The sequence below is a fragment of the Corynebacterium xerosis NBRC 16721 = ATCC 373 genome (assembly GCF_001552415.1).
Classification (GTDB): domain Bacteria; phylum Actinomycetota; class Actinomycetes; order Mycobacteriales; family Mycobacteriaceae; genus Corynebacterium; species Corynebacterium xerosis.
This window is the reverse complement of sequence record NZ_BCRD01000001.1, coordinates 56,121-77,623: the sequence shown is the minus strand read 5'-3', so window position 1 is coordinate 77,623 and position 21,503 is coordinate 56,121. Positions and strand designations below refer to the sequence as shown.

The 21,503-nt window shown below is 68.7% G+C and carries 25 protein-coding genes; 13 read left to right on the top strand and 12 right to left on the bottom strand.

Annotation, left to right across the window (positions count from 1 at the left end):
* Positions 1 to 69 precede the first annotated feature (69 nt).
* From CX1_RS00395 to CX1_RS00380, 4 genes are all read right to left on the bottom strand, one after another.
* The gene (locus CX1_RS00395; RefSeq protein ID WP_255217615.1) at positions 70 to 1,731 is read right to left on the bottom strand and encodes a HAMP domain-containing sensor histidine kinase; all 1,662 of its coding nucleotides are present in this window, start codon (positions 1,729 to 1,731) and stop codon (positions 70 to 72) included.
* Entirely contained in the window at positions 1,728 to 2,420 is a 693-nt protein-coding gene (locus CX1_RS00390) for a response regulator transcription factor (protein WP_046649896.1), read from the bottom strand. The genes CX1_RS00395 and CX1_RS00390 overlap by 4 nt, the downstream gene beginning before the upstream one ends.
* A gap of 167 nt (positions 2,421 to 2,587) precedes the next feature.
* Positions 2,588 to 2,761 carry a 50S ribosomal protein L32 gene (gene rpmF, locus CX1_RS00385; protein ID WP_035119544.1) on the bottom strand — a complete coding sequence of 58 codons (174 nt, stop codon included), beginning with the start codon at positions 2,759 to 2,761 and terminating at the stop codon, positions 2,588 to 2,590.
* Between the two features lie 18 nt (positions 2,762 to 2,779).
* Positions 2,780 to 3,049 carry a type B 50S ribosomal protein L31 gene (locus tag CX1_RS00380; RefSeq protein ID WP_046649897.1) on the bottom strand — a complete coding sequence of 90 codons (270 nt, stop codon included), beginning with the start codon at positions 3,047 to 3,049 and terminating at the stop codon, positions 2,780 to 2,782.
* A 511-nt stretch (positions 3,050 to 3,560) separates the two neighbouring features.
* Between CX1_RS00380 and rpmB the strand changes: the two genes are divergently transcribed.
* The 6 genes from rpmB (at position 3,561) to CX1_RS00350 (ending at position 6,486) form a co-directional block, all read left to right on the top strand.
* Positions 3,561 to 3,797 (top strand): 50S ribosomal protein L28, encoded by a 237-nt coding sequence (gene rpmB / locus CX1_RS00375; RefSeq protein WP_046649898.1) that lies wholly within the window; start codon positions 3,561 to 3,563, stop codon positions 3,795 to 3,797.
* The gene (rpmG, locus tag CX1_RS00370) at positions 3,798 to 3,962 is read left to right on the top strand and encodes a 50S ribosomal protein L33 (RefSeq protein ID WP_018019289.1); all 165 of its coding nucleotides are present in this window, start codon (positions 3,798 to 3,800) and stop codon (positions 3,960 to 3,962) included. It abuts the gene before it with no gap.
* A gap of 3 nt (positions 3,963 to 3,965) precedes the next feature.
* A complete protein-coding gene (gene rpsN / locus CX1_RS00365; protein ID WP_046649899.1) occupies positions 3,966 to 4,271 on the top strand; it encodes a 30S ribosomal protein S14 in 306 nt (101 codons plus the stop codon).
* A 15-nt stretch (positions 4,272 to 4,286) separates the two neighbouring features.
* Positions 4,287 to 4,538 (top strand): 30S ribosomal protein S18, encoded by a 252-nt coding sequence (gene rpsR / locus CX1_RS00360; protein WP_046649900.1) that lies wholly within the window; start codon positions 4,287 to 4,289, stop codon positions 4,536 to 4,538.
* 201 nt (positions 4,539 to 4,739) lie between these two features.
* Positions 4,740 to 5,678: an AEC family transporter gene (locus tag CX1_RS00355; protein WP_046649901.1), complete on the top strand. Its 939-nt coding sequence runs from the start codon at positions 4,740 to 4,742 to the stop codon at positions 5,676 to 5,678.
* Positions 5,679 to 5,772: 94 nt separating this feature from the next.
* Positions 5,773 to 6,486 (top strand): TIGR03089 family protein, encoded by a 714-nt coding sequence (locus CX1_RS00350; protein ID WP_046649902.1) that lies wholly within the window; start codon positions 5,773 to 5,775, stop codon positions 6,484 to 6,486.
* Positions 6,487 to 6,577: 91 nt separating this feature from the next.
* Here CX1_RS00350 and CX1_RS00345 read toward each other — a convergent pair whose 3' ends face one another.
* The 6 genes from CX1_RS00345 to CX1_RS00320 all read right to left on the bottom strand — a co-directional run bounded on the left by CX1_RS00345 (position 6,578) and on the right by CX1_RS00320 (position 12,808).
* The gene (locus CX1_RS00345; protein ID WP_060925127.1) at positions 6,578 to 7,201 is read right to left on the bottom strand and encodes a hypothetical protein; all 624 of its coding nucleotides are present in this window, start codon (positions 7,199 to 7,201) and stop codon (positions 6,578 to 6,580) included.
* Positions 7,201 to 7,467, bottom strand: a complete 267-nt coding sequence (locus CX1_RS00340) for a hypothetical protein (protein WP_156425046.1) — start codon at positions 7,465 to 7,467, stop codon at positions 7,201 to 7,203. Before CX1_RS00340 ends, CX1_RS00345 begins: the two co-directional genes overlap by 1 nt.
* A 52-nt stretch (positions 7,468 to 7,519) precedes the next feature.
* Complete coding sequence (locus tag CX1_RS00335) at positions 7,520 to 8,263, bottom strand: ABC transporter ATP-binding protein (protein ID WP_082719035.1); 744 nt, start codon at positions 8,261 to 8,263, stop codon at positions 7,520 to 7,522.
* A 540-nt stretch (positions 8,264 to 8,803) separates the two neighbouring features.
* Positions 8,804 to 10,210, bottom strand: coding sequence for a DUF222 domain-containing protein (locus CX1_RS00330; protein WP_060925126.1), 1,407 nt, complete (start codon positions 10,208 to 10,210; stop codon positions 8,804 to 8,806).
* Between the two features lie 295 nt (positions 10,211 to 10,505).
* Positions 10,506 to 11,384 (bottom strand): response regulator transcription factor, encoded by an 879-nt coding sequence (locus CX1_RS00325; RefSeq protein WP_052753109.1) that lies wholly within the window; start codon positions 11,382 to 11,384, stop codon positions 10,506 to 10,508.
* Positions 11,385 to 11,479: 95 nt separating this feature from the next.
* Positions 11,480 to 12,808: a sensor histidine kinase gene (locus CX1_RS00320; RefSeq protein ID WP_160298011.1), complete on the bottom strand. Its 1,329-nt coding sequence runs from the start codon at positions 12,806 to 12,808 to the stop codon at positions 11,480 to 11,482.
* A gap of 92 nt (positions 12,809 to 12,900) precedes the next feature.
* Here CX1_RS00320 and CX1_RS00315 point away from each other — a divergent pair, with 92 nt between their 5' ends.
* The 7 genes from CX1_RS00315 (at position 12,901) to CX1_RS00285 (ending at position 19,599) form a co-directional block, all read left to right on the top strand.
* On the top strand, positions 12,901 to 13,989 hold the full coding sequence (locus CX1_RS00315; RefSeq protein ID WP_046649906.1) for an ABC transporter ATP-binding protein: 1,089 nt from the start codon (positions 12,901 to 12,903) through the stop codon (positions 13,987 to 13,989).
* A 237-nt stretch (positions 13,990 to 14,226) separates the two neighbouring features.
* On the top strand, positions 14,227 to 15,489 hold the full coding sequence (locus CX1_RS00310) for an ABC transporter substrate-binding protein (RefSeq protein WP_060925125.1): 1,263 nt from the start codon (positions 14,227 to 14,229) through the stop codon (positions 15,487 to 15,489).
* Positions 15,490 to 15,583: 94 nt separating this feature from the next.
* A complete protein-coding gene (locus tag CX1_RS00305; protein WP_162488618.1) occupies positions 15,584 to 16,762 on the top strand; it encodes a carbohydrate ABC transporter permease in 1,179 nt (392 codons plus the stop codon).
* The gene (locus tag CX1_RS00300) at positions 16,759 to 17,601 is read left to right on the top strand and encodes a carbohydrate ABC transporter permease (protein ID WP_046649907.1); all 843 of its coding nucleotides are present in this window, start codon (positions 16,759 to 16,761) and stop codon (positions 17,599 to 17,601) included. Before CX1_RS00305 ends, CX1_RS00300 begins: the two co-directional genes overlap by 4 nt.
* Positions 17,602 to 17,661: 60 nt before the next feature.
* Positions 17,662 to 18,201 (top strand): dihydrofolate reductase family protein, encoded by a 540-nt coding sequence (locus CX1_RS00295; protein ID WP_060925124.1) that lies wholly within the window; start codon positions 17,662 to 17,664, stop codon positions 18,199 to 18,201.
* Positions 18,202 to 18,228: 27 nt separating this feature from the next.
* The gene (locus CX1_RS00290; RefSeq protein WP_046649908.1) at positions 18,229 to 18,444 is read left to right on the top strand and encodes a hypothetical protein; all 216 of its coding nucleotides are present in this window, start codon (positions 18,229 to 18,231) and stop codon (positions 18,442 to 18,444) included.
* A 108-nt stretch (positions 18,445 to 18,552) separates the two neighbouring features.
* Complete coding sequence (locus CX1_RS00285; protein ID WP_046649909.1) at positions 18,553 to 19,599, top strand: S41 family peptidase; 1,047 nt, start codon at positions 18,553 to 18,555, stop codon at positions 19,597 to 19,599.
* A gap of 27 nt (positions 19,600 to 19,626) precedes the next feature.
* Here CX1_RS00285 and purE read toward each other — a convergent pair whose 3' ends face one another.
* A complete protein-coding gene (purE, locus tag CX1_RS00280; protein WP_046649910.1) occupies positions 19,627 to 20,151 on the bottom strand; it encodes a 5-(carboxyamino)imidazole ribonucleotide mutase in 525 nt (174 codons plus the stop codon).
* A gap of 39 nt (positions 20,152 to 20,190) precedes the next feature.
* Positions 20,191 to 21,438 carry a 5-(carboxyamino)imidazole ribonucleotide synthase gene (locus CX1_RS00275; protein WP_306302934.1) on the bottom strand — a complete coding sequence of 416 codons (1,248 nt, stop codon included), beginning with the start codon at positions 21,436 to 21,438 and terminating at the stop codon, positions 20,191 to 20,193.
* Positions 21,439 to 21,503 lie beyond the last annotated feature (65 nt).

Sequence of the window (21,503 nt, the reverse complement as noted above, 5' to 3'; positions counted from 1 at the left end):
CATGAACTTGGCGAACTTCGCATTTCCGCCGATTCGGGCCCGCCTCGCCGGGTGCCCCGCGGCGGCGGCCTACGCGTCGAGGACCGGCGCGGCGGACCGCTGCGCGGAGCCCGGCATGCGCACGCGCATCAGGGCGCCGCCGTCCTCGGACTCCTCCACGGCGATGGTGCCGCCATGGCGGGCGATGACCTGCTTGACGATCGCCAGCCCCAACCCCGAGCCCGGCATCGACCGAGACTGGATTGCCCGGTAGAACCGCTCGAACACCTTGGCCCGGTCCTCTTCCGGGATGCCCGGCCCGGAATCCGCGACGGTGAGCTCCACCAGATCCTCCGACACCGGGCGCAGATTGATGCGCACCGTGCCACCCTCCGGCGACCACTTCGCGGCGTTGTCCATGAGGTTGAGCACCGCACGTCCCAGCGCGGCCGGGTCGCCGTACAGGAACCAGTCGTTGAGCTTGAGAATGAACGTCACGTCCGGGCGGCGCCGTTCGACCCGTTCCAGCGAGGTCTCGATGACGTCGACCACGTCGACCTCCTCGATCACCTGCTGCGGCCCGTCCTCGCGCGCCAGGTCCACGAGGTCGCCGACCAGCGTCGACAGCTCCTCGATCTGGGCGATCACGTCGGCCTCGAGCTCCTCGCGGTCCTTCGCGGAAATCGCCGCACCCGACCGCGATGCCATCATGAGCAGCTCCACGTTGGTGCGCAGCGACGTCAGCGGGGTCTTCAGCTCGTGGCCGGCATCGGCGACCAGTTCGGTCTGTTTGATGCGCGAGGCCTGCAGCGCCGCCAGCATCTCGTTGAAGCTTCGCGTGAACCGCGCCAGCTCGTCCTGCCCGTGCACGGGGATCGGCCGCAGCTCGTCGGTTTCGGCGATGCGGTCGGCGGCCCTGCGCAGCCGCGCCACCTGGCGCAGGCCCGCGGTGGCCACGGTGATGCCGGCCGCCGCGGCGAAGAACACGCCGATCGCCGAAATCACGAACAGCACGCCGCCGAGCGACCGCAGCACGGCATTGGTCGATTCGAGGCTGTGCGCGAGCACCAGCGTCGCCCCCGACGGGTCGTGGATGGCGTAGATCCGCTTGTTGCTGAACTCGTCCGTGCGCAGCGATTCCATGCGGTTTCCGCTGATCACCGCCCATTCGGGGCCACCGATGTTGATGGTGCCGCCACGACCGGTGACGCTTTCGCGGGCGAAGAACATCGCGTCGAGATCCGGGTTGAGGATCTTCAGCGAATCCGCCGTCACGATCGGCTCGATGGCGAACTCCGACGCGTAGGGCGAGTTGAGCAGCTGCGTGGCCTGCGTCTTCAGGTTGTCGTCGACCTCGCGGTACAGCGTCGCCTGCACGGTCACGAACGCCGCCAGCGTCATCAGGCCCACGGAGGCGGCCACGATCAGCGCGGTGAGCAGCGTCAGCCGCCAGCGCAGCGACAGCCGGTGGCCGAACCCGGAGTTGAAGGCCCGGTCGAATTCCTCGTCCTCGCTTGGCGACGGCCCGGCCTTCTTCGAACCCCACCCGGATTTGCCGGTTTTGCCGTTCTTGCCGGCCCGGCCGATCCGGCCCGGCTTCTCCGGTGCCCCGACCACGGTGGCGCCGCCGGAGCGTCCGTCGTCGGGGCCGACGCCGTCGGGGAACTCCGCGGCCGGCGCGTTACCGTCGACGTCGGAAAGCGAATCCGCGGATGCGGACTGCCCGGCGCCGCGATGGCGGCGCAGGATCACGGCGCGGTCTCCCGCAGGACGTAGCCGACGCCGCGGACGGTGTGGATGAGGCGCGACTCGCCGTCGGCCTCGGTCTTGCGGCGCAGATACCCGATGTACACCTCCAGCGCGTTGCCGGAGGTCGGGAAGTCGTAGCCCCACACGTCCTCGAGGATCGACGTGCGCGACAGCACGCGGCGCGGGTTGTTCATCAGCAACTCCAGCAGGGCGAACTCCGTGCGCGTCAGACTGATGGCGCGCTCGCCGCGGAACACCTCGCGGGTGTCGGGGTCGAGGCTGAGGTCCTCGAACTGCAGGGTCACCGGGTCCTGGCTGGTGGTCGGCTCCAACGCGGCACGGCGCAGCAGCGAACGCACCCGGGCCAGCAGCTCCTCCAGCGCGAAGGGCTTGGGCAGGTAGTCGTCGGCGCCGGCGTCGAGCCCGGACACGCGCTCCGACACCGAATCGCGCGCGGTGAGCATGAGCACCGGCAAGTCGTCGCCCTCGCTGCGCAGCCGGCGGCACACGTCCAGGCCGTCGAGCTTGGGCATCATGACGTCGAGGATCGCCAGGTCGGGGCGATCCGACGAGATCTTCGCCAACGCCTGCTCCCCGTCTTCGGCGAGGTCGATCGTGTACCCGTTGAACGTCAGCGACCGCCGCAGGGATTCGCGCACGGCCTGATCGTCGTCCACCACCAAAATCTTCATGTCCCCATTGTGCCGTGAACGGCTGAGTCGGCGCTGAGAGTGCCCCGCGAAAACCCGGGAACGCCGAAAGACCCGCTCCCCCGGAGGGAAAGCGGGCCTTTCGATTGCGGCCGTTGCCGGCCAAGAGACTCGGTCGATGAAGACCGTGCCAGCTGAAAGCCGGGCGACTAGAACTGCTTGACGTCGACCAGGCCGAGCTGGGCGGCCTTCACGAGGCGACGGGGCACCATGTGCACCTGGCCATCGATCTTGACCTCCTGGAGGGCGACATTGTCGGCCTTCCACTGGGAACGACGGGCGCGGGTATTGGCCCGCGACATGCGGCGCTTGGGAACTGCCATGTGGGTTTACCCTCCTTCTTAGTTCTTCTTGGTACGGCGCGGAACGCGGTTGCCGTAACGACGCTGGAACTTCTCGACGCGGCCCGCGGTGTCCATGACGCGCTGGGCGCCGGTCCAGAACGGGTGCGACTCGGAGGTCACGTCGACGACGATGAGCGGGTACTCATTGCCGTCCTCCCACTGGACGGTACGGCCGGAAGTTGCGGTGGAACGGGTCAGGAACTGAGTGCCCGTGCCCGCATCCTGGAAGACCACCGGGTGGTAGTCGGGGTGGATGTCCTTCTTCATGCTTTCGATTCCCTCAGGATTGAACTACGGGTCGCTTCCGGGCGTCATGGGTTGCGGCCCCTTGCTTTACGACGCGTTGAGCGGCGTGCATCATGGGATCGCACCGGGCCCGGATCGTGCCCGAGTTGGGTTCGTATGCGTGCAACATCGCCACGACAAGGGCGATGAACCTCTAGCACCCTACACGCAGCGGCGCCCATAAGGAAAAACGCGTTTCGCGGCCGGGGCAAATACGGTCGCTCCCAGGCGATTAGGAATCCGGCGGACCCGGCCTGTAGGGTAAACCCTCGCTGTTGTCTGTTTATTCGTTTGACGCCCAGTGCCCTGGCACGACGGCGCCCCGGATGAAGAAGAGCACTCCCCTCCGAGCACCTAAGCAGTGTTCACGCACGTAACCGCCCACCGTGACCCGCACGGAAAGCACCGCGAGCAGGAGGGGAACCCGCGATTCTGGCCCCGGTGCGGCGCGTTGCTGCCGGCAGATGGGCGGCTAGGAAGCAAAGGAAAGCCCATGTCGGCGATTTGCCAGGTCACGGGACGGAAGCCGAGCTTCGGCAAGACCGTCTCCCACTCGCACCGGCGCACCACACGCCGTTGGAACCCCAACGTGCAGCGCAAGAAGTTCTACCTCGCCTCCGAGGGTCGCACCATCACTCTGACGGTGTCCCCGAAGGGTCTCAAGACCATCGACAAGCTCGGCATCGACGCCGTTGTGGCGCAGATCCGCGCCCGTGGGGAGAAGATCTAAATGGCACGTAATGACATTCGTCCCATCATCAAGCTGAAGTCGACCGCGGGTACGGGGTACACGTACGTCACGCGGAAGAACAAGCGGAACAACCCCGATCGCATCACGCTGAAGAAGTACGATCCGATCGCCCGCAAGCACGTCGAATTCCGCGAGGAGCGCTAACTCATGGCCAAGAAGTCCAAGATCGCCAAGAACGAGCAGCGCAAGGAGATCGTCGCCCGCTATGCGGAGCGTCGCGCTGAGCTCAAGGCCATCATCAAGTCCCCGAACACCTCCGACGAGGATCGCGCCGAGGCGCAGTACGAGCTGAACCGTCAGCCCCGTGACGCCTCCCCGGTCCGCGTCCGCAACCGTGACGCCGCCGACGGCCGCCCGCGTGGTTACCTGCGCAAGTTCGGCCTGTCCCGCGTCCGCGTCCGTGAGATGGCCCACCGTGGCGAGCTCCCGGGCGTCCGTAAGTCCAGCTGGTAAGAGGGAGACACTCACATGAAGCGCAACCACAGCAACAAGAAGGCGCGGATGGAGCAGTCCCGCCGCCCGAAGAAGAACCCGCTCAAGGCCGCCGGCGTTGATAAGGTCGACTACAAGGACATCAACCTGCTTCGTCAGTTCATCTCCGACCGGGGCAAGATCCGCTCCCGTCGCGTGACCGGCCTGACCCCGCAGCAGCAGCGCCAGGTCGCCACCGCGGTCAAGAACGCCCGCGAGATGGCCCTCCTGCCGTTCACCAGCCGCTAAATCGGCTGGTCGGCGGGAAGCCGATCAATCGAACACCCGCCGCAAGGCTGATTCCAGCGCTGGCCGCATGACGATGAACATGCGATGACAGCGTAAACGGACCCGATCCCCTCCCCGATGGGAGGCGACCGGGTCCGTTTTCTTATGCTCGGAGGTCGGCCCCGCGCATGACCCCCACCCCCACCCGAAAGGCGCCGCCCCATGCCCGATCTCACGGAGATCCTCACCGGCTTCGGTTCGGTGGCGCTGATCATCGCGATCGGCTGGCTCGTCGGCCGTGGCGGGGTGCTGGGCAAGAACGGCGGCTACGCGCTGAACATGGTCGTCTATTGGGTGGCCATGCCGTGCATGCTGCTGCACACCCTGTCGACGGCGGACGCCGGCTCCGCGTTGGGCGAGGCGTTCGTCGTCGCGGCCGGTTCGGCTCTGACGATCGCGGTGATCTACTTCCTCGTCGCAAAGCCCCTCGTGGGGCAGCGGGGTCCGGAGCGGGTGGTCGGCGCGATGTCGGCGAGCTACAACAACGTCGCCAATTTGGGCATTCCCATCGCGACGGCCGTGCTCCACGATGCGACGGCGATCGTGCCGGCGTTGATTTTCCAGATCGCGATCTACGCGCCGATCTGCCTGACCATCCTCGACGTGCTCACGTCCCGGCACGGCAGGCTCGACATCCGCCGCACGCTGATGACGCCGCTGCGGAACCCGATCTTCGTCGGCGCGGCCCTCGGCCTCGCGGCGGGTGCGCTGCCGAATGGCTTGCCGACGGTCCTGTCCTCCCCCATCGGCCTCCTCGGCCAAGCCGCCGTGCCCATGGCGCTGCTGGCGTTCGGCATCGGGCTGCACGGCACGACGGTGCTGCGCAAGGGCACGGCGCCGAGGCGGGCGATTCTGGTGTCGTCGCTGCTGAAGAACCTCGGGCAGCCGCTGGCGGCGTGGTTCATCGCGTCGGTGCTGCTGGGCATGGAGGGCCACGCGCTGTTGGCGGCGGTGGTCATCGCCGCGCTGCCGACCGCGCAGAACGTCTACACCTTCTCGTCGCGCTTCGGCCGCGGCACGGTGCAGGCCCGCGATTCGGCGGTGGTGACCACGTTGGCCTGCGTGCCGGTGGTGCTCGTCATTGCGGTGCTGCTGGGGTAGCTGCAGCCGCCCCGCACCGCGGCCTCCGGCTCCACTCCCCACTCTCCCCTCGACCCCGCCGCCAGGATCGCGTTCGCCGCTACCCTGGGGTGTCGTGGAACTGCTCAAGGAACTCCTCGCCGCCGACCCTTCCGTCCCCCGCCTGACCTGTTACGACGAAACCACCGGTGGCCGCACCGATCTGAGCGCCATCACGCTGGACAACTGGGCCTCGAAGATCGCGAACATGCTTCACGACGAATTCGACCTCGACCCCGGGGATTCCGCCTGGATCGATCTGCCGCCGATTTGGCAGGCCGCGTGCATCGTCGTCGGTGCCGAGCGGGCGGGCATCGAGCTCAGCGACGAGGACCCGTTGGTGGTGTTCACCAGCGTCGGGAAGCTGTCGGAGTGGGAGGAGAAGTTTCCCGACGCGTACCTGGCGGCGGTGACCGATGACGTCTTCGGCCGCGGCGTCGTGGAAACCGGCGGCGAGATTCCGCCGGGCGTGGTCGATTTCGGACCGGAGGTACGGCTGCATCCGGATGCCTACGTCGGCATGGGGCCGGAGTCGGGGCAGGTGCTTCTCGACGGTGCGACGCCCGAGGAACTCGGCGCCCGCGCCAAGGATGTCGCGGGGGCGGTCGGCCTGGACGACGGCGCCCGGGTGATTTCCGGTGGTTGGTCCGGTGGCCCCAGCGCCGACGAGTGGATCCGTTCGGTGTTGGCGGCGTGGTCCGTCGGTGGGGCGGCGGTCATCGTGCGCGGCGGCGATGACGAGCGCATGGCGCGCATCGCCGAGATCGAGAAGGCCCGGCCGTTGGGGTAGGCGGCGGCCGTCGTCAAGCCCGAAAGAAGGGCCCGCCCGAAAGGCCCGCGTCCCGGATGGGAAGCGGGCCTTCGGCGTGCGGCGGGCGCGGCTACTTCACGTCGCGGCGGCGGGCGAGGACGAGGCCGGCGCCGATGACCGCGATCGACCAGGCGGCCAGCACGACGCCGGCATGGAGGTCGGATACGCCGATGTCCATCATGTCGCTGAGCTGCCGGGTGGAGATCCACGGCAGGTACTTGGTCAGGGTCTGCAGGAACTCGAGCGGCACGCTGCTCACCCCGACTTCCACCACCAGCATCCAGGCCAGCGGCACGCCGACGGCTGCGGCGGTGAAGGGGATGAGCATGCCGACGGCCGAGCCGATGGCGGTCCAGAGCAGGGCGAGGCCGATCATGGTGAACGCGAGCCCGGGGCCCTCCGGGATCAGTGCGCCGACGACGGCGAGGAAACCGGCTGCGGCGACGAACCCGATGAGCAGGATCGCGGCGACGATCAGCACCTGGGCGCACATCCGGGCGACGTGCACCCCGGTGCGGCTGTTCGACGAGAGGTAGCCGAACGCCACCCTGCGTCCCGAGATCTCCGACGACGACCCGGCGGCGGCGAAGATGATCGCGATGAGCACCGCCATGTCGTTGCCGATGAGAACCTGGGCGAAGTTCGGTTCGTACCTGAATTCGGCGGGGCCGCCCTGGGTGACGGCCCACATCATCACGGGGAGGCCGACGATGAAGCGAGGATCGCCACCGCGTAGAACCACGTCGACCGCAGGTTGATCAGGCGGCCGAGCTCGGAGCGCAGCAGGTCGACGAATCCTGGGACGGGGCCGCCCGAAGCCGCGAACGTGGGGGTCGGGCGGTTTCCATCGGCGGTGGCCGTGGATTGGGTGTCGGATGTTGAGTGGGGAGCCGCCATGGAGTGCGTTGTGCCCGTGGCTTGGTTGTCGGCAGTGGATTGGCTGTTCGGCGCGGTGGTCATGTCGTGTTCTCCTGAGGTTGCTCGCTCGGTCGGATGTTGATGCGTCGTCGTTTTATGCCACGGCCGGGGTGCCGTATTCGCCGCGGCTGCCGTACTCGGCGTGCTCGGATGCGACGGACCAGTAGGCCTCTTCGAGGTTGGCGTGGCCGTCGAGAAGCTCGGCCTTGTCCCATTCACCGATCAGGCGGCCCTTGCCGATGATCACCAGCCGGTCGGCGGTGACCTCCATCTCGGACAGCAGGTGGGAGGAGACCAGGACCGAGCGGCCTTCGTCGGCGAACCCGCGGATGGTGCGGCGGATCCAGCGGATGCCGTCGGGGTCGAGGCCATTGACGGGTTCGTCGAGGACGAGATGCGCCGGGTTGCCGAGCATCGCGGTGGCGAGACCGAGACGCTGCTTCATGCCCAGGGAGAAGCCGCCGATGCGCTTGCCGGCGACCGATTCGAGGCCGACGAGGGCAAGGCATTCGTCGACGCGGGCGGCGTCGATGGCGGCGCCGCGGGCGACGGCGATCAGGTGGCCGCGGGCGGTGAGCTTTGGGTTCATCCACCCGGCGTCGAGCATCGCGCCGACGATGCGGGCGGGTGCGCGGTAGCCGGCCAGCGGGCGGCCGTCGACGAGGGCTTCTCCGCGGTCGATCTTGTCCAGGCCGAGCATGCAGCGCATGGTCGTGGACTTGCCGGATCCGTTGGGGCCGAGGAAACCGGTCACGGTGCCGTCGGGGACATCGAAGGTGAGGTCCTCGACGACGCGGTGCCGGCCATAGGACTTGGTCAGATTCTTGATTTCGAACATGACTTCATGCTCGTCGGAACGGCGGTGAATCAAGTCGCCCCACGGGATGGTTTCGGCGGAGCAATTCGAGCCCACCGGTCATACCGCGGTATCAGGTGGCGCGGGCGCAGGCTTCCGCCATGCCCCGTGTTCCGGCCGCCCCCCTGCGGTCGGCCGTCCCCTTGAGCTCGGACTTCCTCCGATTACCGGTCGTCCCCCTACGCTCGTCCCTCCCCGTGTTCCCGGTCGTCCCCCTGCCCCTGATTCTTCCTCCTCTCCCGCGCTCTCCTCTCCTGCGCTTCCTTTTCCCGTTTATTCTTCGCTTCCCGCCGCAACCTCCGCCCCGGGTTGTCCCACCCCGCCGGATGCCGATTCTCCCCGGGCGTGCGCTGCGGATCCATCGACTCCGGAGGAATCCACACCACCCTCGGCTCATCCGGCCCCACACCCGCCCGCGACCACCACTTGTCCGGATCCCGCCGAGCATCATCCACACGCCCATGCGTGGCAGGATCCACCAACGTCAAATTCGGCAGATCCGTACCCCCACCAGCAGCCCAATTAACCAAATGATGCACATGACACCTCGCCGCCGGCGCCGACGACGACGGCGCCGAACTCATCCCCTCCTCCCCCAACAACGGCCATCGACCCACGACGATTCGACCTGCCCAAGAACAACGACTCATGCTTGAACCCCAACACCTGGAAAAACAGATTCCCCGCATCACACTGCTCAATCGCCGCCCGCACCGACATCTGCACATTGGTATCCGTCGACGCCATCCCCGTCATCGACGCCACCTGCTCCAACGTGGCCACCACAACCACCGACGTCGTCCCCCGCGCCGGCTGCAACCGTCCACGCCGATGCGACCGATCACCCGACCGCGGTCTGCCCTTCGTGCCCGGTGGATGATCGGCAAGGTACGTATCGGCCCCGGCAGCGAAATCCGGGTCCACCAACGGCACCGACCCCACAACACCGTCACCGCCCACATCGCACCCGGCGTCCCGCTCAGGCTCCAGCTCAGAGTCAGGTTCGGCTGCGGCCCCAGAGTCGACACCCGCATTCGGCCCAGGCTCGGGTTCGGGTTCGGGTTCGGTTTCGGGGACAGCGTCAATGTCAGGGTCAGGCTCACCGGGCCCCCACCCATCACCGGCCGGCCCCACACCACGACCAAACCCAGCCGCCAGCGCCGCCTCCACCGCATCATGCAACCGCTGCGCCGGATCTCGATCATCGACGACACCATCAGCCAACAAATCCCCCGGCCCCGCATGATCAGCAGCCAACCGCTTGACCAACGCCGCCAAATGCGGCGTCAACCGCCCCGAAATCCGACTCATCCCATCATGGCCCTGCGCACCCACCCGCACCCCACGAGCCCGCTGGCGATCGGCATCGGTATACGGATCATCGATGCCCAACAACGCCCGCAACATCGGAGCCAACGCATCCAAATCATCAACATCGACATGCTCGACCAACTCCGCGATATGCGGATCCGCCGCCGCAGTCAGCTCCGCATGCACAGGGGCGGGAAAACTCCGCAATACCCGGTCAATCTTCTCCACCGCATCGGCACCAATGACACCGGCGGCGACTTTGTCCCGCACGCACGGCATGAACCCCTCATTGCCCTTGACACCCAACCGCTGATAATCCGGCTGCAACCGCCGCACCACCGCACGCCGCCGCCTGGCCTCGGCCTTGCTGATCCGCTGGCGCTTGGCCAACGACGCCGGCAACCGCTCATCCGAACACCACAGGTCCTCATTGCGGGCCTGGACATACTGCGCATCGACGATCGCCAGCTTCTTGCGCGCTCGCTCCAACTCCAGGTAGGCGTCCTCACGCTGATCGCGCGACAACCGCTCCCACCCACCGCAGGCCACCTCCACCGCCCGCGACAGATCCGCAATCGCCGCAAGCAAATCCGTGGCGCACCCCGCTGGACTGGTCATGACCCCACAATAACGAGAGCACCGCTCCCCCGCCACCCGAAATCGCTTATATTTTCGAGACGCCGCCCAACCTGCGCGGCAACCGGTGACACGCAAGCGAAGTGACGTGATAACGCACTTAAGCTGCGTTAACCCCGTCCACTACACCCGTCGTTGTACTTTTCCGAACCCAGCGAGGGGACCAAAGGGAACGCAGTGAGGGGATCATGTGTTCGATCCCATCCCAGCAAGGTGTCACTACGCCAGCCCCGGTCGGCACAGTGGCACTGCTCCAGCACCGGCCGGCACAGCGGCGCTACCCCAGTTCCCCCACGCCGACGCGCCCGGTGCTCAGCGCGAACAGCACCGCATGGACGCGGTCGCGGGCGCCGGTCTTCATCAGGATCCGCCCGACGTGGGTCTTCACGGTCGGCATCGCGATGTACAGCTCCGCCGCGATCTCCGCGTTGGTCCGCCCGAGCGCGATCAGCCGCAGAATTTCCTCTTCACGCAGGGTCAGCGGGTCGGGCAGGTCATCGCGGACCCGCACCTGGCCGGCCGGTTCGCTTGACGACGCCTCCGTTCCCCATCCTTCACCGCCCCATCCTTCACCGCGCCGCCCATCACCGCGCCGCCCATCACCGCCCCGTCCTTCACCGCGCCCCCTTTCACCGCGACCTCCCTGACCGAGCATCGGCCGCACCTGCGCGATCAGCCGCGCCGCCGAGCGCGCCGACAACGCCGAATCACCGGCCGCGACGTCGCGGATGGCGGCGAGCAGATCCTCGGGAGCGGCATCCTTCAGCAGGAACCCGGACGCACCGGCGGCGATGGCCCCGGTGACGTATTCGTCGACGTCGAAGGTGGTCAACACCAGGATGCGAGGGCCCGCCCCACCACCGCGCCCGTCGGAAGCTCCCCCGGCGGCGGCGATGCGCCGCGTCGCCTCGATGCCGTCCAGACCCGGCATGCGGATGTCCATGAGAATCACGTCCGGCACGTCAACGCGAGACTCCCCGGCCCCGCCGGTCCCGCTGTCCCCGGTGACCTTCTCCACTGCCGCAGCGCCGTCGTCGACCTGCCAGGCGACTTCCATGTCATCCTGCGAATCGACGACCATGGCGAACCCCGCCCGCACGAGCATCTGGTCGTCCGCCAGGCCGACGCGGATGACGCCGAACTCCGGTTCGCCCATGAAGCTCATCTCGCCCGTACAGCTCATCCCGCCGATCCCACCCTTCCCGCTCATCCCGCTCATCTCGTCACCACCGGTGATCCCGCCCATGCCGTTCACCCCTCCGGCAGCGTCGCCGTGACGGTGAATCCGCCCGGCGCGTCATCGATGTCCAGCGTGCCCCCGTGCAGTGCCACGCGCTCGCGCATGCCCGTGATTCCCCGGCCACCACCGGTCTTCGCCATGTCCGCGCCCCTCCACTTCCTTGTGCCCGCGGCGGCGCCGCCAGCGTCGCGCGACAGCGGGCCTTCGTCGTTGCGGACCGTGACGGTGCAGTCGCGCTTGCCCCACGCGATGGTCACGTCCACCGCCACCGGGCCGGCGTGCTTCACCGCGTTCGTGAGCGATTCCTGAACGATGCGGTAGGTGGTCAGCTGCGTCGTCGCACCGACCGCGGGCCGCGTCCCCGTCTCCGAAAACGCCACGCGCAAACCGGACCTCGTCGCCTCCGCGATGAGCTGGGGCACCGCATCCAGGCCGGGCATCGGAGTGTGCGACGCTTCCGGAACCGCGGCCGACGACGGGCCGACCGTACCGTCGTCAAGCGGAGAACCCGGGCCCATGCCCGCCGGATCGCGGAGAACCGACAGCAACTGGCGCATCTGCCCCAGCGAGTCGCGGGCGGTGCCGGCGATGTTCTCCAGCGCCTCGACGGCCTTGTCCGGATGCTTGGCGGCGATGAAACGGCCGCCGTCCGCCTGCGCGATGACCGCGGTGAGGGAATGGGCGACGATGTCGTGCATCTCGCGGGCGATGCGGGTGCGCTCGGCGATCGCGGCGAGCTCCGCGCGGTCGCGCAGGGAGGCCAGCTCCTCGTCGCGGCGGCGGTAATTGACCCCCAACAACCAGAAGAAACCCAGCACCAGCAGCGCAATCGGGGCGATGATGATCGCGGCCTCGGGCACGACCAGCAGCGACTCGCCCTTGAACCACAGCGCCAGCACCGTGCCGGCGATCACCGCGAGCCACGCCGGCTTCCGCCACTTCCGCGGCGCGTGGTGGCCGAGGTGGAACATGGTGAAGGCGGTGACCGCGAACGACGCGTAGGTCGTCGGCAACACGATGAGGTGGAAGAGCAGCAGGGCGGGCAGCGCGACCATCGGCACGCGCGACCGGGGCCGGCGCAGGAGCACGAGCAACCAGACGGCCGTCAGCCACACGAAGTACACGGAGGTCATCCAGGCGGGCGGCGGCGGCTGCTGATCCGGCAACCACATCACCGGATTGAAGATGTAGCTGTTGTCCAGGCCCGCCGACATGATCAGCACCGGCGCGGCGATCATCGCATCGAGAAGCACCCCGGGCCATTGGCTGCGCCTGCGCGGCTCGGCGAACAGCGGTGGTTCGTGGGGCGATCGGGGCGATCGGGGCGAAACGGCGGACATGCCGTTCACGCTAGCCGGGCGGCGCGGGCGCGCCATCGTGCCCGGGTATGAGACGCCGATTCAGTGACCCACGCCTCTGCTAGCTTGAACGCATGGCGACCGTCACTTTCGAGCGCGTGCAGCTCACGTACCCCGGCGCGGACGCGCCCACCGTGAAGGACCTGGACCTGGACATCGCGGACGGGGAGTTCCTGGTGCTCGTCGGCCCCTCGGGCTGCGGCAAGTCCACGTCACTGCGCATGCTCGCGGGGCTGGAGGAAGTGACGGAGGGCCGCATTCTCATCGACGGCCGCGACGTCACCCACGATGACCCGAAGGACCGGGACATCGCGATGGTGTTCCAGAACTACGCCCTGTACCCGCACATGTCGGTCCGCGAGAACATGGGTTTCGCCCTGAAGTTGGCGAAGGTGGGCAAGGCCGAACGCAACGCCCGCGTGGAAAAGGCCGCCGAGATGCTGGACCTGAGCCCGTACCTGGACCGCAAGCCGAAGGACCTGTCGGGCGGCCAGCGCCAGCGCGTGGCCATGGGCCGGGCGATCGTCCGCGAGCCGCAGGTGTTCCTCATGGATGAGCCGCTGTCGAACCTGGACGCCAAGTTGCGCGTGCAGACCAGGACCCAGGTCGCCGCGCTCCAGCGCGAGTTGGGCGTGACGACGGTCTACGTCACCCACGACCAGGTGGAGGCCATGACCATGGGGGATCGGGTCGCCGTGCTCGACGCCGGGATCCTCCAGCAGGTCGCGCCGCCGAAGGAGCTCTACGCCCGCCCGGCCAACGTGTTCGTCGCCGGGTTCATCGGTTCGCCGGCCATGAATCTGCTGCGCGCCCGCGCGGAGGATGGTGCGGTGATGCTCGGCGGGCAGAGGCTGCCCGTGCCCGATGGGGTGTCCGGCGACGTCATCGTCGGCGTCCGCCCCGAGAACACGACGCTGGGCGACGGCGCCTCCGGCGGCCTCGAGGCCACGGTGGTCCTGGTCGAGGAGCTCGGCGCCGACTCCTACGTCTACGCGCACTGGGACGGCGCTGGCGTCGGAGCGGATGGCGCGAACGGCGCGGACCCGCTCATCGCCCGCGTCGGCGACGGCACCGCTCCCCCGGTCGGTTCGCGGGTGTCGCTGGTGGCCGACCCGGACAAGCTGCACCTGTTCGACGCGGACACCGGCCGGCGGTTGAACTAGAGCTTCCCTCTGCCCCGGCCTCCTCCTGCCCGGTGTTCGCAGTTGCCCGATGCTTTCCGGCCCCGCCCTTAAACAACCCTGTGATTCGCCCCACATAACCTTTAGACTCGAAGGCAATCCCCGATTGACGGGGAGCGTTCACGCGCAATCCCACGACCGCGTTCCCCACGCATGCACGGGCCGTCGCAAAGCCCGGGCCGCGAGACGAGCGCCGACGGACACGAAAGGACGACCATCATGGTCTCATTCCGCACATCGCTTTTCGCGGGCCTCGCCATTTCCGGCCTGGTTCTCGCGGGCTGCTCCTCCGACGACGGCGGCGACGGCGCCGCCGGCAACGCCGCCGCCAACGAGGGCCAGGACGCCCGCGGCCCCATCACCTTCGCCATGGGCAAGAACGACATCGAGAAGGTCCAGAAGATCGCCGAACGCTGGAACGAGGAGAACCCCGAGGAAGAGGTCACCGTCCACGAGCTGGCCGGTGACGCCAACGGTCAGCGCGAAACGCTGGTCCAGTCGCTGGAGGCCTCCTCCGGCGAGTTCGACGTCATGGCCCTCGACCTGCCGTGGACCGCGGAGTTCGCCGCCAACGGCTACCTCGTGCCGCTGACCGAGCAGATGGAGGTCGACACCTCCGGCCTGCTGCAGCCGGCCGTCGAGTCGGCGACGTACAACGGCACGCTGTACGCGGTGCCGCAGAACACCAACGGCCAGCTGCTCTACCGCAACACCGAGCTGATCCCCGAGGCCCCGGAGAACTGGGACGCCTTGCGCGCCTCCTGTGAGCCGCTGCCGGAGGACAAGGGCTGCCTGACGCTGCAGCTGTCGCAGTACGAGGGCCTGACCCTGAACACCCTCGACGCCATCCACGCCTGGGGCGGTTCGCTCATCGACGACCAGGGCAACGTCACCGTCGACACCCCCGAGGCCAAGGCCGGCCTGCAGGCGCTGGTCGACGCCTACGGCGACGGCACCATCACCAAGGAGTCCACGGGCGCGACGGAGGAGGAGACCATGCAGGCCTTCACCAACGAGCAGTCCGCGTACGCCGTGAACTGGCCGTACATGTTCGACGCCGCCGACGAGACCCCGGTCGCCGGCAAGTTCGAGGTCACGCCGCTGGTCGGCCCGGACGGCATGGGCGTGTCCACGCTGGGCGGCTATAACAACGGCATCAACGCGCACTCGGAGAACAAGGCCACGGCCCGCGACTTCATCGAGTTCGTCATCTCGGAGGAGAGCCAGATGGGCTTCGCCGAGGAGTCCTTCCCGCCGGTGCTCGCCTCCATCTACGACGATGAGGCGCTGGTGGAGAAGTTCCCCTACCTGCCGGCCCTGAAGGAGTCGCTGGAGAACGCCAAGCCCCGCCCGGTCTCCCCGTACTACGAGGCCATGTCCAAGGGCGTGCAGGACAACGCCTACGCCGCCATCAACGGCAGCAAGGACGTCGACACCGCCATCGCGGACATGAAGGCCGCACTGGAGCAGGCGTCGAAGTAGGACGCATCGCAGCCCGGCCGGGGACCTTCCCGGCCGGGTTCGACGCTGAATGATCGACAGTGAATGACCGACGTCCGATGAAGGAGTGCCGCTCGTGACCACGCCGACGACCGCCGGTCCGGCCGCCACGCCCGCCGCCCGTGCCGGGCGAACCCGTCGCACGGCACGGGGGCCGAAGTCCAAGTTGAAGGCCCTGTGGCTCGTCGGCCCGGCGCTGGCGGTCCTCGCCGTGGTGATCGGCTACCCGATCCTCCGCGCGATCTGGCTGTCCTTCCAGGCCGACCGCCACATCGACCCCGACACGGGCATGTTCGTCGAGGGTGGTTTCGGCGGGCTCCAGCACTACCTCTACTGGCTGACGCAGCGCTGCATGCTTTCCGACGGCACCGTCGGCACCTGCGCGCCCGGCACGTTGTCCACGGACTTCTGGCCGGCGGTCGGCATCACGCTGTTCTTCGCGGTGGTCACGGTGTCGCTGGAGACCCTCCTGGGCCTGGGCATGGCGCTGATCATGGCCCGGGATTTCGCCGGCCGCGGCATGCTGCGCGCGGCGGTGCTCATCCCGTGGGCCATCCCCACGGCGGTGACGGCGAAGCTGTGGCAGTTCATCTTCGCCGACTACGGCATCGCCAACAAGATGCTCGCCCCCTTCACCGACGAGGCGATCCGGTGGACCACGGACCCGTGGGCGGCGCGCGGCGCGGTCGTCGTCGCCGACGTGTGGAAGACGGCGCCGTTCATGGCGCTGCTGATCCTCGCGGGCCTGCAGATGATCCCCAAGGACGTCCACGAGGCCGCCCGCGTCGACGGCGCCACCACGTGGCAGCGTTTCCTCCACATCACCCTGCCGCTGGTCAAGCCGGCGCTGATGGTCGCGATCCTCTTCCGCACCCTCGACGCGCTGCGCATGTACGACCTGCCGGTGATCATGATCTCGTCGTCGTCGAACTCCCCCACCGCGACCATCTCCCAGCTGGTCGTCGAGGACATGCGCCAGGGCAACTTCAACTCCGCGTCGGCGCTGTCGACGCTGGTGTTCCTGCTCATCTTCGCCGTGGCGTTCATCATGATCCGCTTCCTCGGCGCCGACGTCTCGGGCGCCCGAGGAGTCAAGGACGCGAAATCGGGTGCCGGCCGCCGCAGGTGGGGGCCGGGGCGTCGCAAAGCAGAAGCAGGGACCCCCGACGACGCCGAACGTTTTCGCGCCGCCGACGTCCCCGCGGGCCCGCCCGCGATGATCGCCGCCACCGCCCGAGAGGAGCTGGACAAGTGAGCACCACCAAACGGCTGCGCGCATGGGCCGGCAACTACCTGGCCGTCATCCTCATCCTCGTGTGGGGGCTGGCGCCGTTCTACTGGATGCTGGTCACCGCGCTGCGGGACAAGGCGCACACCTTCGACACCACCCCGTGGTTCACGCACGTCACGCTGCAGAACTTCCAGGACGCGCTGGCCACCGACAAGGGCAACGACTTCCTCGGGGCGATCATCAATTCGCTGATCATCGGCGGGGCGACGACGCTGGTGGCGCTGGCCGTCGGCGTGTTCACCGCCTACGCGCTGGCGCGCATGGACTTCCCCGGCAAGGGCTTCGTCACCGGCATCATCCTGGCCGCATCGATGTTCCCCGGCATCGCGCTGGTCACTCCGCTGTTCCAGCTCTTCGGCGAGCTGGGGTGGATCGGCACCTACCAGGCGCTGATCATTCCGAACATCTCCTTCGTGCTGCCGCTGACCGTGTACACGCTGACCAGCTTCTTTCGCGACCTGCCGTGGGAGCTGGAGGAAGCCGCCCGCGTCGACGGCGCCACCCGCGGCCAGGCGTTCCGCATGGTGATCCTGCCGCTGGCCACCCCGGCGCTGTTCACCACCGCGATCCTGGCGTTCGTGGCCACGTGGAACGAGTTCATGCTCGCCCGCCAGCTGTCGAACACCTCCACCGAGCCGGTCACCGTCGCCATCGCGCGCTTCACCGGCCCCAGCGCGTTCGAGTACCCGTACGCCGCGACGATGGCCGCCGGCGCGCTGGTGACCATCCCGCTGGTGATCATGGTGCTGATCTTCCAGAAGTGGATCGTCTCCGGCCTGACCGCCGGCGGCGTCAAGGCGTGACCGGTTTCCGCTTGGCGACGGCCCGCCGCAAGGTGGGCGACCACGGCTAGGCTCGCGCGCGTGCCGATCATCTACAACGCCGCCACCACCCTCAACGGGTTTCTCGCCGACGACCACGACTCGCTGCAATGGCTTTTCGACGTCCCCGGCGCCGACGACGCCGAAGCCGACAACCAGGCGTTCCTCGCCTCGGTCGATGCGCTGGTCATGGGGTCGACCACGTACGAGTGGCTTCTCGACGCCCTCGACTCGCCGGCGGAGTTGACCGCCCAGTACGGCGACCGGCCCATCTGGGTGTTCACTTCCCGGGACCTCCCCGTCCCCGACGGGTCCCGCGTCCGGCTGGTGGGAGGCGCCGTCGCCGAGGCTCTGCCAGCGATCCGGGCCACGGGCGACACGATCTGGGTGATGGGCGGCGGCGATCTGGCCGGGCAGTTCCACGACGCCGGCGCGCTGGACCGCATCATTCTCACGATGGCCCCGGTGTTCCTCCCCTCGGGGCGCCCGACCCTGCCGCGCCGCATCGACTCCGCCCACCTGCGCCTCGCCGGGCACCGCGGGGTCGGGCAGTTCGTGGAGCTCACCTATGACGTGGCGTGACGCCGCCACCGCCTACAATCGCCTTCCATGACCGGAAGCCACGCACCCCGCCACGACGCCAAGGCCCGCCGCATGCGGGTCGAGGCGGTGGCGGGGTTCCTGTTCTTCTGGACCGTCGTGGTCGGTGCCTGGGCGGCTTACCAAATCGCGGTCGGTGCACCGTCCGTGATGCTCAGCCTGGTGCTGCTGTTGCTCGTCATCGGCGACGTCATCGCCTGGCGGAAGTGGCGCGCGCTGCGCTGAAGCGGTTGGCCGGCTCATCCCCCGGGATGACTTCCGGTCGGCCCCGGGGAACCGGGGATCACCCCGTGGACCGATGATCTAGGGGCTGCCGGGCACTGGAATGGAGGCATGAAGACTTCGACGAAGATCCTCGCCTGGCTCACCGGCACCGCCTCCGTGCTCATCATCGCGACGCTGGCCCTCGTCTACGCGTTCGGTCCGACGATGGGGGCGATGATCGTCGGAAAGCCTGTTTTCCTTCTGCCGCCGACTCCGGAGCGGTACGCGACCGCGGCCCTCGACATCATGGAGGGCCAGGGCATCCACGGCGACTCCCCCGAGTTCGCAGGCGCGCGGGCCGAAGCCGAGCGCATGCTCGACGCCGCCGAACTCCGGGACTACTCCGACACGTGGCCGGCTCTCGACCTCGCCATCGACGCCGCCGGAGGCAAGCACTCGAAGGTGCTGCGGCCGGAGGGAACCGGGGACGGGGACGGCGGCGACGGGGACGCCGCAGACGCCATGCCGACGGTGACGTCGGAGGAGGCGGCGGGCGGGGCGCGGGTGCTCACCGCGACCGTCCCGACGCATGGCGGCGACACCGGCGGTCCGGTGTCGCGGCGGTACGCCGAAACGCTCGCCAACGGCATCGCCCGGGAAAACGCCGCCGGGGCCTGCGGCACCATCGTCGACCTGCGGGGCAACGGAGGCGGGGACATGGGGCCGATGGTCGCCGGACTGTCGGCGCTGTTGCCCGACGGGGAAGTCCTGTGGTTCGACGGGCGCGGCTACTCCACGGCCGTGACGGTCGACGCCGGCGCGGTGCGGGGAGGCGGGACCCCCATCACCGTCGAGGCGGGGCCCAAAATGGACGTCCCGGTGGCCGTCCTCGTCGACGGCGGCACCGGCAGCTCCGGGGAAGCGACGATGCTCGCCTTCCGCGGCCTGGAGAACTCCAGGTCCTTCGGCACACCGACCGCCGGCTACGCCTCTGCCAACATGATCCACCCGTTCCCGGGCGGCGCGAGCCTCATGCTCACCGTCGCGAAGGACCGCGACCGCACCGGCGCCGCCCACATGGACGACCCCGTGCATCCCGACGAAACGACCGGACCGGCCCCCGAGAACGCGAAAACCGCGGCACTCGAATGGCTGTCCACGCGAGGCTGCGGTTAGGCGGAGGCTGCGGTCGGTCGGCGCGAGCTACTCCCCCATGAGGTTTTCGCGGAGCTTGCGGTCCTTCTCCAGGACGGCGTCGCGCATGTCGGCCTGGTAGGCCTCCATCGCTTCGACGAGCTCGGGGTGACCGGCCGAGAGGATGCGCACCGCCAGCAGGCCGGCGTTCTTCGCGCCACCGACGCCGACGGTGGCCACGGGCACGCCGCCGGGCATCTGCACGATCGACAGCAGCGAATCCATGCCCTCCAGATTCTCCAGCGCGCGCGGCACTCCGATGACCGGCAGCGGCGTCGCCGAAGCGACCATGCCCGGCAGGTGCGCCGCGCCACCGGCGCCGGCGATGATGACCTTCAGGCCACGGTCGGCCGCCGACTTCGCGTAATCCAGCATCCGCTCCGGGGTGCGGTGCGCCGAGACGACGCCCACCTCGAAGGGCACGCCGAACTCGGCGAGCGCCTCGGCGGCCGGCTGCATGGTCGGCCAGTCGGAGTCGCTGCCCATGATCAGGCCGACCAGCGGCCCGTCGACGCCATTCAACTTCGCGGTCATGTTTCCGTCCTCGTTCTCTCGGTTCGTTTCCGGTCCGGACTACTTTTCGGCGTACCCGTCGGCCCACACCGCGTTGACGATGTAGCCCGCCGCCAGATCCGCCTCGCGCCGCGTCGCCGCCACGCCCTCCGGCGAACCATCCTGACCCGGCACGTTGACGTGGCCCAACTTGCGCCCGGCGCGGTATCCCTTGCCGTACCAGTGGATCTTCGCGTGCGGGAAGCGGCGCCACACGGCTGCGAAACGCTCCCGCATCGGCATGTCCGGATCCTCGTCGGCGCCGAGAGTGTTGGCCATCACCGTCACCGGGGCGACCGGGGACGGATCGCCCAGCGGGTAGTCCAGCACGGCACGCATGTGCTGCTCGAACTGGCCGGTCGCCGACCCGTCCTGCGTCCAGTGGCCGGTGTTGTGCGGGCGCATGGCCAGCTCGTTGACGAAAATCTCCGGCTGCCCGGCGGCGTCGCGCGTCTCGAACAACTCCACCGCCAGCACGCCCGTCACTCCGAGTTCCTCGGCGACCCGCACCGACAGGTCGCGGGCGCGCGTCGCCAGACCGTCGTCAAGCCCCGGGGCCGGGGCGATGGCCTCCACGCAGATGCCGTCGCGCTGCACCGACTCCACGACCGGCCATGCCTTCACCTCGCCGGAGGGGGTGCGGGCGCACATCGCGGACAGTTCGCGGGCCAGGTCGACCTTCTTTTCGGCCATGAGCGGCACGCCGTCCGCCAGAAGCCTGTCGACGAGCACCGGCAGCTCCTCGGCGTCCGGGAACCACACGCCGTGGCCGTCGTAGCCGCCGCGGCGGGCCTTCAGACAAACCTTGCCGTCGACGACCTCCGCGAAGCCGATGGCGTCCTCGACCGACTCGATGGCCATGAACGGCGGCACCGGAGCGCCGATCTCCCGCAGGCGCTTGCGCATGACCAGCTTATCCTGCGCGTTGACCAGGGCGTCCGGCCCCGGCTGGACGGAAATGCCGTCGGCCTGCAGCGCGCGGAGATGCTCGGTGGGCACGTGTTCATGGTCGAAGGTCACGGCGTCGACGGGGCGGATGGTGCCGTCGGCGCGCACGCGGGTGGCGCGGCGCAGGTCCTCGAGGTCGGTGTAGTCGCCGAGCTCGACGTCGCGGCAGATCTGCGCGGCCGAGGAATCCCCCGAACCGGCGAGCAGGCGGACGGACTGCCCGATCTCGATTGCGGCGGTCTGCATCATGCGGGCCAGCTGGCCGTCGCCGATGACGGTGACGACGGGCATGCCCGGCGCGTGCGCGGGATTCGCGGGCACGGTCCGGTCGGCGGATTCGTTCTGGCTGTTCTCCGGTGCGGTCACGGGTCCATCATAGGCGGCGG